This window comes from Pseudomonas sp. 31 R 17 (assembly GCF_900004915.1).
GTDB lineage: Bacteria > Pseudomonadota > Gammaproteobacteria > Pseudomonadales > Pseudomonadaceae > Aquipseudomonas > Aquipseudomonas orientalis_A.
Window position 1 is genome coordinate 30,003 of the sequence record NZ_CVTN01000088.1, and the last position, 11,916, is coordinate 41,918.

At 61.7% G+C, this 11,916-nt stretch carries 11 protein-coding genes; 5 read left to right on the forward strand and 6 right to left on the reverse strand.

The window, feature by feature from the left end:
• Positions 1–111 precede the first annotated feature (111 nt).
• Complete coding sequence (locus tag BFP89_RS26535) at positions 112–2,193, reverse strand: mechanosensitive ion channel family protein (RefSeq protein WP_065888402.1); 2,082 nt, start codon at positions 2,191–2,193, stop codon at positions 112–114.
• Positions 2,194–2,381: 188 nt separating this feature from the next.
• Here BFP89_RS26535 and BFP89_RS26540 point away from each other — a divergent pair, with 188 nt between their 5' ends.
• The 4 genes from BFP89_RS26540 to BFP89_RS26555 are packed head-to-tail and all read left to right on the forward strand — an operon-like array spanning position 2,382 to position 6,286.
• Entirely contained in the window at positions 2,382–3,308 is a 927-nt protein-coding gene (locus tag BFP89_RS26540; RefSeq protein ID WP_065888403.1) for a DUF72 domain-containing protein, read from the forward strand.
• Positions 3,305–4,081 carry an endonuclease/exonuclease/phosphatase family protein gene (locus BFP89_RS26545; RefSeq protein WP_065888404.1) on the forward strand — a complete coding sequence of 259 codons (777 nt, stop codon included), beginning with the start codon at positions 3,305–3,307 and terminating at the stop codon, positions 4,079–4,081. The genes BFP89_RS26540 and BFP89_RS26545 overlap by 4 nt, the downstream gene beginning before the upstream one ends.
• The gene (gene clsB, locus BFP89_RS26550) at positions 4,078–5,340 is read left to right on the forward strand and encodes a cardiolipin synthase ClsB (protein WP_065888405.1); all 1,263 of its coding nucleotides are present in this window, start codon (positions 4,078–4,080) and stop codon (positions 5,338–5,340) included. The genes BFP89_RS26545 and clsB overlap by 4 nt, the downstream gene beginning before the upstream one ends.
• On the forward strand, positions 5,330–6,286 hold the full coding sequence (locus BFP89_RS26555; protein ID WP_065888406.1) for a lysylphosphatidylglycerol synthase domain-containing protein: 957 nt from the start codon (positions 5,330–5,332) through the stop codon (positions 6,284–6,286). The genes clsB and BFP89_RS26555 overlap by 11 nt, the downstream gene beginning before the upstream one ends.
• A gap of 4 nt (positions 6,287–6,290) precedes the next feature.
• On the opposite strand, the gene BFP89_RS26560 is transcribed toward BFP89_RS26555, so the two are convergent.
• Both BFP89_RS26560 and BFP89_RS26565 read right to left on the reverse strand, forming a co-directional pair.
• A complete protein-coding gene (locus BFP89_RS26560) occupies positions 6,291–7,046 on the reverse strand; it encodes an alpha/beta hydrolase family protein (protein ID WP_065888407.1) in 756 nt (251 codons plus the stop codon).
• Positions 7,036–8,145 (reverse strand): DUF3182 family protein, encoded by a 1,110-nt coding sequence (locus BFP89_RS26565; protein ID WP_065888408.1) that lies wholly within the window; start codon positions 8,143–8,145, stop codon positions 7,036–7,038. The genes BFP89_RS26560 and BFP89_RS26565 overlap by 11 nt, the downstream gene beginning before the upstream one ends.
• Before the next feature lie 249 nt (positions 8,146–8,394).
• Between BFP89_RS26565 and BFP89_RS26570 the strand changes: the two genes are divergently transcribed.
• Positions 8,395–8,958, forward strand: a complete 564-nt coding sequence (locus BFP89_RS26570) for a cysteine hydrolase family protein (protein ID WP_065888409.1) — start codon at positions 8,395–8,397, stop codon at positions 8,956–8,958.
• Between the two features lie 16 nt (positions 8,959–8,974).
• On the opposite strand, the gene tam is transcribed toward BFP89_RS26570, so the two are convergent.
• The 3 genes from tam to BFP89_RS26585 all read right to left on the reverse strand — a co-directional run bounded on the left by tam (position 8,975) and on the right by BFP89_RS26585 (position 11,749).
• On the reverse strand, positions 8,975–9,736 hold the full coding sequence (tam, locus tag BFP89_RS26575) for a trans-aconitate 2-methyltransferase (RefSeq protein ID WP_065888410.1): 762 nt from the start codon (positions 9,734–9,736) through the stop codon (positions 8,975–8,977).
• 93 nt (positions 9,737–9,829) lie between these two features.
• The gene (locus tag BFP89_RS26580) at positions 9,830–10,345 is read right to left on the reverse strand and encodes a single-stranded DNA-binding protein (RefSeq protein WP_003232445.1); all 516 of its coding nucleotides are present in this window, start codon (positions 10,343–10,345) and stop codon (positions 9,830–9,832) included.
• A 9-nt stretch (positions 10,346–10,354) separates the two neighbouring features.
• Entirely contained in the window at positions 10,355–11,749 is a 1,395-nt protein-coding gene (locus BFP89_RS26585; RefSeq protein ID WP_065888411.1) for an MFS transporter, read from the reverse strand.
• Between the last annotated feature and the right edge of the window lie 167 nt (positions 11,750–11,916).

The following is an 11,916-nucleotide window of genomic DNA, read 5'->3' on the forward strand; positions in this document are numbered from 1 at the left end:
GTGAGTTTGAGGGCCTCATCGGGGGCAAGCCCCCTCCCACACTGGATCTGCGAACACCGTTCAAATGTGGGAGGGGGCTTGCCCCCGATAGCGCCGGTTCAGCCGCCACAATCATTCGGCACGCGGCTGCTCGGTCATCTCCACCTCATGCTCCTGCCCCACCCGCTTGGGCAACACAACCTGCTGTGGATAAGTCTGCGCGAAATGCACGTCGTCGCAGTTATCCACAAGCTTCTTCAAGCGCTGGTTAAACGCGCGGCTCACCGCATACTGCCCACCCGACACGGTACGGAACTGCGCCGTCAGCACCACGCCGTTGAGGTCCATCTTGTCGACGCCGAACACCTCCAGAGGCCCTTGCAGGTTGTACTTGAGGAACACGTCGTCGCGGATCGACTGGCCGGCCTCGCGGATCAGCTCCACGGCTTTGTCCACATCGGTGTCATAGGTGAACTGCACCGAGAAGAACGCATACGCAAACTGGCGCGACTGGTTGGTGACCGCCTTGATCTGCCCGAACGGCACCGAATGCACAAAGCCCTTGCCGTCGCGCAAGCGCAGGGTGCGAATGGTCAGGCCCTCGACCGTGCCGGCATGGCCGGAGTCGAGTACCACCCAGTCGCCGATCGACAGGGTGTCTTCGATAATGATGAACAGGCCGGTGATCACGTCCTGCACCAATTGCTGTGAGCCGAAACCGATGGCCAGGCCGACCACACCCGCACCCGCCAGCAGCGGCGCGACGTTGATGCCCAGGTTGGCCATGGTGGTGATGGCACAAATCACCACCAGGATGATTTTCACCGCGTTGCGCAGCAGCGGCAGGATGGTTTTCACACGGGTACTGGGCTGGCGGCTGGAGCGCTTGTTCACCGGCGGTTTGAGCGCTTCCTGAATCGCCGTATCGAGCACCACCCAGAACAGCCAAGTCATCAGCAGGATGAGGCCGATGCTGCTGAGGGAATCGCTGATTGCCCGGCCCACCGAGTTGCGCTGGGCAAACTCGAACAGCGACACGCCCCAGATACGCCCGAGGATTTCGATAAAGGCCACCGCCATGACGATGCGCAATATCGCGTGCAACAGGCTGAGGAAGCGCTCCTTGTAGGCGCTGCTGCGCTGAATCGCCACTTGGCTGCGAGACTTGAACAGGTGTTGCAGCACGGTGCTGAGAAACACCGTGCCGATCAGCAGAATGGTGGTGAACAAGGCACAGCGCAGGGCCTTCTGATTATCGTCGCCGGCACCGATCAGGTTGATCGCCGAGACCAGCACCATCAGCAGAATCGGCCAGTACCAGAGCCCGGAAAATACTCGCAATGACTGCTGCAACGCCGGATGCCTGAGACGCTGGGCCAGCGGCCGATTGCGGATCAGGTGCGCCACCGGACGGCGCAGACGCACCACCAGCACGCCAAAGATCACCGTCGCGAACAGCCCGGTAAACACCGCGATACTGCTGGTGATATTGCCGCCGAGCTGACGGGCGATCTGCGGGCTGGTCAACGCGTCACTGAGGGCGGCGAGGAAGCCGATCAGGAACAGCGGTTTGGGGCAATAGTCGCGGATCAACCGCACCGCCGGGCGCTTGTGGCCGAGGTTGAACATGACAATGACGCACAGCAGCATCGAGGTGGAGAAGATGCCGCTGCTGGTGGCGTAGGCAAAACACAGCGCCAGCGCCCGGCCCACGGAGGTGGCTAAAAAATGGCTGACATACAGCGTCAGCGGCAGGCAAATAATGGCCGGGAGGGTGTAGGGCACCACATACCCCAGCACCGCCAGCAGGCGCGCCCGGCGCTGGAAAAAACCTCGCAGGCCCAAGCGCCGCACGATAAGGCGACCCACCAGCGTCAGCACCGCAAAGGCACCGATCCACACGGCCGACAGCAACAGAAAATCGCCGGCCACGCTCCATGGCGAGCGCGCCGCCGTCTGGTCGACCAGACGCCCGACTTCATTCGCGGCCCGGTCGGCACGCAGGCGCCACTCGTCGATGAAATTCTGGTTGAGGTCCAGCTTCTGTTGCACATCATCGATGCTGGAGCTGATGGCCCCGAGCAGGCCACCCTCCACCAGCAATTCCGGCTTGGCCGGGGCTTCGGGTTCAGGCGCGGTGGCCGCGGCTTGCAGTGCGCCGTTGCCGCATAGCAGCAGCGCGACGAGCAGTAATGCAGTCTTTAAATTCAGCAAAACACCGGGCTCCTTCTGGGGGTCTGTAAGGAACTGACGGGTTTGAGCCGTGATCGTTCCCCTGATTCGCCCGGCCCGTCCCCCACCTCCTGCCCCTCTACCGCCTGTAGGAATGTGGAAACTTTCGGCCAAAGATCGTAGTCATCCCAAAACGCGGGGCAATCGACCCTGGATCAACGGGAGTAAGCATGGCGGCGATTCACATCGGCATTTCCGGCTGGCGCTATACGCCCTGGCGGGGCGATTTCTACCCCGAAGGCTTGACCCAGAAACGCGAGTTGCAGTTTGCCTCACGCGCCGTCAATGCGATCGAAATCAACGGTTCGTTCTACGCGCTGCAAACCCCCAAGCGCTACGCCGAGTGGTATGCCGACACGCCCGAAGGGTTCATGTTCAGCGTCAAGGCCCCGCGTTATATCACCCACATTCTGCGCCTGCGCGATGTACACAAGCCCTTGGCGAATTTCTTCGCGTCCGGGGTATTGGAGCTCAAGGACAAGCTTGGGCCGATCCTCTGGCAGTTCCCGCCTAGCTTCAAGTTCGATCCGCCCCTATTCGAAGCCTTCCTGGCCGAACTGCCCACCACCACCTTGCAGGCCGCCGCCCTCGCCCATCAGCATGAGCCACGTCTGAATGGCAAGGCGAGCATGAAGGCCTACGGCAAGCAGCCGTTGCGCCATGCGGTGGAAATTCGCCACAAGAGCTTTGCGGTGCCTGAGTTTGTGCAGTTGCTGGACAAGTACGGCGTCGCCCTGGTGGTGGCCGACACTGCTGGCAAGTGGCCGTATGTCGAAGACGTCACCGCCAACTTCCTGTACCTGCGCCTGCATGGCGACAAGCAGTTGTACGCCAGTGGCTACACCGACGATGCCCTCGCACGCTGGGGCGAGCGCATCGAGCGCTGGCGTCACGGCAAGCAGCCTGCGGATGCGCAGTTGATCGACCCGCAACACAAGCCACGCGCGCGCAAACAGCGCGACGTGTTCTGCTTTTTCGATAACGACATCAAGGTGCGTGCGCCTTTCGATGCCCGCCAATTGTTGCAGCGTTTCGGTCTGGACAAGCACTTGGCGACAGCGCCGGGGCAACTGCCGGAACCTGGAGTGCTGCCATGACACAGCCGGAGTTGATTCCCATCACACCCACTGCCCCCATTACTCGCTTTACCGTGCTGACGGTCAATATCCACAAGGGTTTCACCGCCTTGAATCGGCGTTTCATCCTGCCCGAACTGCGCGAAGCCGTGCGCAGCGTGGGCGCCGACATGGTGTTCCTGCAGGAAATCCATGGCACCCACGAGCAGCATCCACAGCGCTACAGCGACTGGCCGAAGATGCCGCAGTACGAGTTTCTCGCCGACAGCATCTGGCCGCAGTTCGCCTACGGGCGCAACGCGGTCTACCCCCATGGCGACCACGGCAACGCGTTGCTGTCGAAATTCCAGATCATCCGTCACGATAACCTAGACATCTCCCAGAGCGGCCACGAAAACCGCGGCCTGCTGCATTGCGTCCTGCGCCTGCCGGGCAGCGGGCAGGAAGTGCATGCAATCTGCATCCACCTGGGCCTGCGTGAAGTGCATCGCCAGCAGCAATTGCGCTTGCTGGAGCAACGCATCAGCGAGATCCCGGCCGATGCGCCGGTGGTGGTCGCCGGCGATTTCAACGACTGGCGCCAGCGTGCCGACCTGAGCCAAAGCGGCCTCGAGGAAGTGTTCGTGCAGACCCAGGGCAAACCGGCACGCACCTTTCCCGCGCGCCTGCCGTTGTTGCCGCTGGACCGCATCTACGTGCGCAATCTGAAGGTGCATAACCCCCGGGTGCTGACCACGCGCCCCTGGTCCCATTTGTCTGACCATGTGCCGCTGTCGGTGGAGATTGAGCTATGAACGTTGCTGTAGAACATATCGCCACCGACCAGCCGCCGGATGATGCCAAGGCGCGTGACCTCGATTACGGCTGGCAGAGCGGCAACCGCATCGAGTTGCTGGAAAATGGCGAGGCCTACTTTCCCAAGGTGTTCGAGGCCATGCGCGCGGCGCAGCGCGAGATTCTGCTGGAGACGTTTATCCTCTTCGAAGACAAGGTCGGCTTTGAACTCAAAGCCATCCTGATCGAAGCCGCGCAGCGCGGAGTGAAGGTGGTGGCCAGCCTGGATGGCTTTGGTTGCGGCGAACTGAGCACGGCATTTTTGCGCGAGCTGGCCGAGGCCGGGGTGGTGGTGCAGATGTTCGATCCGGCCTCGAAGACGCTGGGTATCCGCACCAACTGGTTTCGTCGCCTGCACCGTAAAATCGTGGTGGTGGATGCCAGCGTGGCGTTCATCGGCGGTATCAACTTTTCCGCCGACCATCTGGGTGACTTCGGCCCTGAAGCCAAGCAGGACTATGCGGTGCAAATCGTTGGCCCGGCGGTGGCCGACCTGCACCACTTCGCCCTGGCGCAAAGTGGTCGCCAGGTGCGCACGCGGCGTGGATGGCGGCGCCGCCAGCAACGTCCTACGCCATGGGCAACGTCTGACGAAGACGGTCTGGTACGCCTGATTTATCGCGACAACGTGCAGCATCGCGATGACATCGAGGAAGCCTATATTCACGCCTTGAGCAAAGCGCGTACGCGCGCCGTGATTGCCAACGCGTATTTCTTCCCCGGTTACCGTCTGCTGCGTGAAATCCGCAACGCCGCGCGCCGTGGCGTGCACGTGCAATTGATCATGCAGGGCCAGCCGGATGTGCTGCTCGCCAAGCTGGCGGCGCGCATGCTGTATGACTATCTGCTCAAGGACGGCGTGGTCATTCACGAATACTGCCAGCGCCCGCTGCACGGCAAGGTCGCCTTGATCGATGATGACTGGAGCACCGTAGGCTCAAGCAACCTGGACCCGCTGAGCCTGGCATTGAACCTTGAAGCCAATGTGCTGATTCGCGACCGGGCGTTCAATCATCAGTTGTACGAAAGCCTGGAAGCGCTCGCCAGGGACCATTGCCAGACCATGCCGGCAAAACGCAAACCGCGCCTGTGGTTGTGGCGCCTGACCGTGGGCTTCCTGGTCTTTCATGTGATGCGTCACTTCCCCGCCCTGACCGGCTGGCTGCCGGCACACAAGCCGCGTTTGAAACCCATTGAGAGTCCGGCCCATGACGTCTGAAAAAAACGGCTCGCGGTTCCAGCGCTGGAAGAAGCCCCTGACCCTTGCGTTCTTTGTGCTGCTGATCGTGTTGTTCACCTTGCTTGCCCGACGCATCGACTGGAGCGAAGTGCTGCAGACGTTGAGCGAATTCAAGGTGCGCACCCTGCTGATCGCCGGCGCGCTGACGGTGTGCAGCTTTATTGTGTATGCCTGCTTCGACCTGATCGGCCGCACCTACATTCGCCAGCCCTTGCGCTGGAAGCAGATCCTGCCGGTGGGCATCATCAGCTACGCGTTCAACCTCAACCTGAGCGCGTGGGTAGGCGGCATCGCCATGCGTTATCGGCTGTATTCGCGACTGGGGGTGAGCACCGGCAATATCGCCAAGATCCTGGGGCTGAGCCTGGCAACCAACTGGTTCGGCTATATGGCGATCTCGGGGGTGATCTTCAGCAGCGGCCTGGTCACCATGCCGCCGGGCTGGAAGGTGAGCACCACGGCATTGCAAGGCATCGGTGCGCTGTTGGTGCTGGCGAGCCTCGGTTACCTGGTGGCCTGCCAGTTTTCGAAAAAACGTGCGTGGACGATTCGCGGCATGGAAATCAACCTGCCGTCGCTGCGCATGGCGTGCTTGCAATTGATGTTGGGCGCATTGAACTGGTCGCTGATGGCGGCGGTGATTTTCACGCTGTTGCCGGCGAAACTGGATTATCCGCTGGTGCTGGGGGTGCTGCTGATCAGCGCGATTGCCGGAGTGCTCACGCATATTCCAGCGGGCCTTGGGGTGCTGGAAGCGGTGTTTATCGGGCTGCTGCAGCATGAGGCGTCGCGCGGCAGTCTGCTGGCCGGGTTGATTGCCTATCGGGCGATCTATTTCATTTGCCCGTTGTTGATCGCGCTGGTGATGTATTTGGGGGTGGAAGCGAAGGCCAAGGCGTTGCGGGTGAAGAAAACACCCGCTTAGCGCACTAGCGGGATTGAATGATGCTCAGCCGTTCACCCACTACCATCTCGGTGATCCAGTCCACCAGGATCGAGGTGTAGGCCTGTTGCGACACCGGGTCACTCAACGAATGGTCGGCGCCATCGATGATGCGGTGGGTCAGGGAATGGGTGTTCTGGCAGGCCGCGCGGTAACTCATGATGGTGGCGTGGGGCACGTGGTCGTCGGTCTCCGATTCGACGATCAGCACATCACCGCTGAATTTTGCGCAGGCATGCAGGGCCCGGTTGGTTTCGGCCTGCACCAGCGTACTGCGGTAATCCATCAGGTCGGCTTTATCCAGGTCACGCTTGGGCTTGAGCCATTCCTGGTCGCGGTAAAGCGCAGGCACCCGCAACGCCAGCCAGCGCACCGGGCGCAATGAGGTGAGGATCGCCGCCAGGTAGCCCCCATAGCTGGTGCCCACGACCGCCACCGCCGAGGTGTCGATGGCCGGGTGAGACAACAGGCGGTCGTAGGCGGCCAACAGGTCGCGCAGGTTGTCTTCACGGGTCACTCGCGAAAGCGGGATACCCGTGCCTGCATGGCCGCGCAGGTCGAAGGTCAGACACACGCAACCTAGCCCCGCGATGCCTTTGGCGCGCTCCAGGTCGCGCTCCTGGCTGCCGCCCCAGCCGTGCACGAACAACACGCCTGGCACTTTGGATTTGGGGCAGAGGAAGGTCCCGCTCATCTGTTCGTCATCAATGTCGATTGCGATGCTCTCGCTTCTAGCCGTCATAAGCGTTAACCGTCACATATTTGAGGAGAAAGTCGCTGTTTTCAGCCGGGCCGCGGTACACCTCGATGGCGTCTGCCGGTAACGTCCGGTCCACATAGGTTTCCACCGAGGCCACGCGGATCGCGCGCAAGCCGGGGTGGTTGACGAAGCTTTGCAGCGCCGCGACTTCCGCGCTGCTGGCCCCGCCCATGCGCCAGGACTGTTCGAGCACGCCACTGCGGCGTTGGCCGTCGCTGTCCAGCCCCTGGGCGATGTCGTAGTTGCGGCGCGAGGCGTAGAAGCCGGGGTAGGCTTCATCGGCAGCCTTGTCGAAAACCTGCGCTTGCCTGACGGCTTCGCGCACATCGTCAGGCAGAGCCAGCGTGAGCAAGTCGTCGTAGCCGCCGGGCACCACCAGCAGCCTGGAGCCGCCGTAGACCTCTTCGCCCTGCCCGTCCCGGGTCAGGTATTGCTCGCCGCAGTAACTGATGACGTGATCGCCGATAAAGCTTTGGCCCACACTGTGAGTGACTACGTCCTGCAGGTCTTGTTCCAGCACCACCCCATCGTTGAACATTGCGGCAGCTTCGGGACGCGCCAGCAGGGCATCGAATTCGTCGAGGCTGCGGATCACCTCTTGCCCGCGTCCCGCGCAGGCGTTTACGGGCTTCAAGCGAATCGGCCCGCTGTAGAGCAAACGGGTCGCGGCTGGCCGTGCATCTTCCAGCGCGAAGACACTCAAGCCATCGAGGACTACGTCGCGCACGCGCTCGCAAAACAGCGGCGACCAGCCATCGGGCGCCTGGGCTTGCGGGCTCAATAGGCCATGAGTGATGGCTTTGGTACAGATGAACGCATGATCGACATAACCGCCCCACAGGTCTTGCGGGCCCTTGATATTGAGCGCTTGTGCCTGGGCGGCCCCCACCAGCGTTTGTGTGGGAAGCAGATACAGATCGTGGCCGGCGTGCTTGAGCGGGTCGTAGCTGCCGCCGAATTTTAGCCCCAGTATCTGCGCGAGCCAGCGCGCCAGGGCGCGATTGGTCTCCACTTCATGCTGGGGTGCGCCGCTGCGCGTTGAATGAGAGAGCACCAGCTTTTTACGTGAAATCGGGGTCATGCATCCCCCTTGGCATCCGGCCATGTGTGTAAAAGAAGCGTAGCAGGGATCAGGCCAAGGTCGCGCTGAGCAGGAGCGCTTTAAAATCAATCAGTTGCCGGACACGCAATAGCAGTTAGCCTGCGCCATTCTGCACGATGCAGCCTCGGGCACGCGGCGTTCTGCACGATTCACGTGTATGGCAGCCGATATCCGATGGCGGCGCCAGCTAAGATACTGGACCTATCAACCCATCACGAGGCAACCCACATGGCCAAGCAAGCACTCATCCTGATCGATATCCAGAACGACTACTTCCCCCAGGGCAAGTGGCCGCTTGACGGTGTGGAGGCCGCTGCGGACAACGCCGCGCAGGTGCTGAAGGCCTTTCGTCAGGCCGGCGATGCGGTGATCCATGTGCGTCACGAGTTCGCGGACGATGACGCGCCGTTCTTCACGCCGGGCTCCGAAGGCGCGCAGCTGCATGCCAACGTGCTGAACCAGGGTAACGAGCCGGTGGTGCTCAAGCACTTTGTGAATGCCTTTCGCCAGACCAACCTGCGCGAGTTGCTGGAACGGCGCAGCATTACCGACGTGGTCGTGGTCGGCAGCATGAGCCATATGTGCATCGACGCTGTGGCGCGGGCGGCGGCAGACTTGGGCTACAAGGTCACGGTCATTCATGACGCCTGCGCTACCTGTGACCAGGACTTCAATGGGCAGGTGATTCCCGCCGCGCAGGTGCATGGCGCCTACATGGCCGCGCTGGCCTTCGGCTATGCGAGTGTGGTGTCGACGGAAGACTATTTGAAAGCCCAAGCGGCGGTGGCTTGACCGCCGCTCGGCGCGGTCAGCGGGTGGCGATGATAAACAGGCGCGGGAATGGCAGCAGTACCGTGCCATCCGCCAGGGCTGGATAAGCCTGGGTAATCCGTGCCTGGTACGCCTGCAGGAAAGCGGCTTTTTCGTCATCGTTCAGTGGCGCCAGGAAAGGCCGCAGCGCTGAACCCTTGAACCACTCCACCACTGCCCCGTGGTCTGCCAACGGATGGTGGTAGGTGGTACGCCAGACATCGACGGTGCTGCAATGCCGGTTCAGCAGTTCGAAGTAATAGCTCGCCGAATGCCGCTCGTTATGCTTGACCGCGCCGATCTTCGCGTCCCATGGCCCCTGCGCTGCGACCTCACGGGCGAGCCGGTGGGCAGGCTCGTCGAGGTTGTCCGGCGTCTGCACCGCCAGCGTGCCGCCAGGGGTCAGTTGGTTGACCAGGTGCGGATAGAGCGAGGCGTGGTCAGGCAGCCATTGCAGGGACGCATTGGCGAGAATCACGTCGATGGGCTGCGCCGGACGCCAGGCGCCGATATCCGCCAGTTCGAAGCTCAAGGCCGGCAGGCGCTTGCGGGCGTCGCGCAGCATGTCATCGGAGCTGTCCATGCCGGTAACGTGGGCGTGTGGAAAGCGTTCGGCCAACACCTGGGTGGAATTGCCGGGACCACAGCCCAGATCGACGGCCGTGCCCACATCGGTATTGGGAATCGCGGCCACCAGGTCGCGGACGGGGCGAGTGCGCTGCTGCTCGAACATCGTGTACTGCTTGGCGGACCAGGTCATCGGGTTCTCCTCTCTTGGTGGTTAAGCATCGCCCATAAAAAACCCCCGACGCCAGGGCTATCGGGGGTTTTGTTGTGTCTGGAGGTTTAGGCCTCAGAACGGGATATCGTCATCAAAGCTGTCGAAATCCGGAGCCGGCTGCGGGGCGGCCTGTTGTGGCGCTGGACGCGACTCACGCTGAGGCTGCTGGCTTGGCTGCGGACGCGATTGCTGTGGACGCGGCGCCGAGTTGGACATGCCGCCCTGGCCCTGTTGGTCGCCCTGTGGACGGCCGCCCAGCAATTGCATGGTGCCTTGCATGTCGACCACGATTTCAGTGGTGTAACGCTTGATGCCGTCTTTTTCCCACTCGCGGGTTTGCAGTTTGCCTTCGATGTAGACCTGCGAACCTTTGCGCAGGTACTCACCGGCGATCTCGGCCACTTTGCCGAACATCGACACGCGGTGCCATTCGGTTTTCTCGACCTTCTGGCCGGTCTGCTTGTCGGTCCACTGTTCGCTGGTCGCCAGACTCAGGTTGGTCACGGCGTTACCGTTAGGCAGGTAGCGAACTTCGGGATCCTGGCCGCATGTACCGACCAATATGACTTTGTTAACCCCACGGGCCATAACGTTCTCCTAGGCTGGGCGCGCTGTCGGCACTGGGTTGACCAGGTGCTCGAGCGTCGCGCGATCCAATAATTCGGTGTCCAATTTGATGTAAATCGCAGTTTCTTCTGCGACCACTACTGCGTCCGTTACTCCAACGACGGCCTTCAGGCGCTCGGCCAAGCCGGCTTCGCGCATCGCTTCAGGCGATAACGGCAGGCGTAGGCTCGTCACATACGGAGGTTCGCGCATGGTAACAGCAAAGACCAGCCAAAGTGCAGCCAGCCCGGCGCATCCGAGGAACACAACCGACAAACCGCCATGCTGGAACATCCAGCCGCCCATGATCCCACCCAGCGCCGAACCGAGGAACTGGCTGGTGGAATACACGCCCATCGCCGTGCCCTTGCCGCCGGCCGGTGAAACCTTGCTGATCAGCGACGGCAATGACGCTTCCAGCAGGTTGAACGCGGTGAAGAACACCACCGTGCCGATCACCAGCGCCCGCAGGCTGTCGCCGAACTTCCAGAAGAATAGTTCAGTGAGCATCAATGTCGCGACGGCACCGAGCAGAACTCGTTTCATTTTGCGTTTCTTCTCGCCGTAGATGATGAACGGGATCATGGCGAAGAACGAAACCAACAGTGCGGTCAGGTAGACCCACCAGTGCTGCTCCTTGGGCAAACCGGCTTTCTGCACCAGCGCCAGGGGCAAGGCGACGAAGCTGCACATCAGCATTGCGTGCAACACGAAGATACCTAAATCCAGGCGCAGCAGGTCCGGGTGCTTGAGCGTCGGCAACAGCGCCTTGCGCGCGACGCCGGACTCACGGTGCTGCAGCGTGCCGGTCGAGCGCGGCACCATGAAGGCCACGATCACGATACCGATCAACGCCATGCCGCCGGTGGCCAGGAACAACCCGTGCAGGCCGAAGGCGCGAGTCAGCAGCGGGCCGACCACCATCGCCACGGCAAACGACAAACCAATGGTCATGCCGATCATGGCCATGGCCTTGGTGCGATGTTGTTCGCGGGTCAGGTCCGACAGCAACGCCATCACCGCAGCGGAAATCGCCCCGGCGCCTTGCAGGATACGTCCGGCGATCACGCCCCAGATCGAATCGGACTGCGCCGCGAGCACACTGCCGAGGGCGAACACGATCAGCCCCAGGTAAATCACCGGGCGACGGCCTATACGGTCGGAAATGATGCCGAACGGTATCTGGAAGATGGCCTGGGTCAGGCCATAGGCGCCAATCGCCAGGCCGATCAATGCGGGGGTCGCGCCTGCGAGATCCATTCCATAGGTCGCCAGCACCGGCAACACCATAAACATGCCCAGCATACGGAATGCGAACACCAGGGCCAGACCGCTTGCCGCTCGGGTCTCGCCGCTACTCATGCGTTCGCTGTGGGGATCGTGCATGGAAAAACCTCGTGTGAACCGGCGGCGATTCTACCAGTCCCATCGATTGAGAGGGTATATGCGGCGCTTTGCCGCGCAGCTTTCATGTAAGGCTGCAAGCGGCCTTTTGACAGTGTATATTCATCCAGTCTTTAGCCGTATACTCCGGCATTATTTACGCCCGCCGT

Excerpts from the sequence above, each read along its gene's own strand:
- BFP89_RS26540 (WP_065888403.1), top strand. The coding sequence starts at position 2,382 with ATGGCGGCGATTCACATCGGCATTTCCGGCTGGCGCTATACGCCCTGG.
- BFP89_RS26545 (WP_065888404.1), top strand. The coding sequence starts at position 3,305 with ATGACACAGCCGGAGTTGATTCCCATCACACCCACTGCCCCCATTACT.
- clsB (WP_065888405.1), top strand. The coding sequence starts at position 4,078 with ATGAACGTTGCTGTAGAACATATCGCCACCGACCAGCCGCCGGATGAT.
- BFP89_RS26555 (WP_065888406.1), top strand. The coding sequence starts at position 5,330 with ATGACGTCTGAAAAAAACGGCTCGCGGTTCCAGCGCTGGAAGAAGCCC.
- BFP89_RS26560 (WP_065888407.1), bottom strand. The coding sequence starts at position 7,046 with ATGACGGCTAGAAGCGAGAGCATCGCAATCGACATTGATGACGAACAG.
- BFP89_RS26565 (WP_065888408.1), bottom strand. The coding sequence starts at position 8,145 with ATGACCCCGATTTCACGTAAAAAGCTGGTGCTCTCTCATTCAACGCGC.
- BFP89_RS26570 (WP_065888409.1), top strand. The coding sequence starts at position 8,395 with ATGGCCAAGCAAGCACTCATCCTGATCGATATCCAGAACGACTACTTC.
- tam (WP_065888410.1), bottom strand. The coding sequence starts at position 9,736 with ATGACCTGGTCCGCCAAGCAGTACACGATGTTCGAGCAGCAGCGCACT.
- BFP89_RS26580 (WP_003232445.1), bottom strand. The coding sequence starts at position 10,345 with ATGGCCCGTGGGGTTAACAAAGTCATATTGGTCGGTACATGCGGCCAG.
- BFP89_RS26585 (WP_065888411.1), bottom strand. The coding sequence starts at position 11,749 with ATGCACGATCCCCACAGCGAACGCATGAGTAGCGGCGAGACCCGAGCG.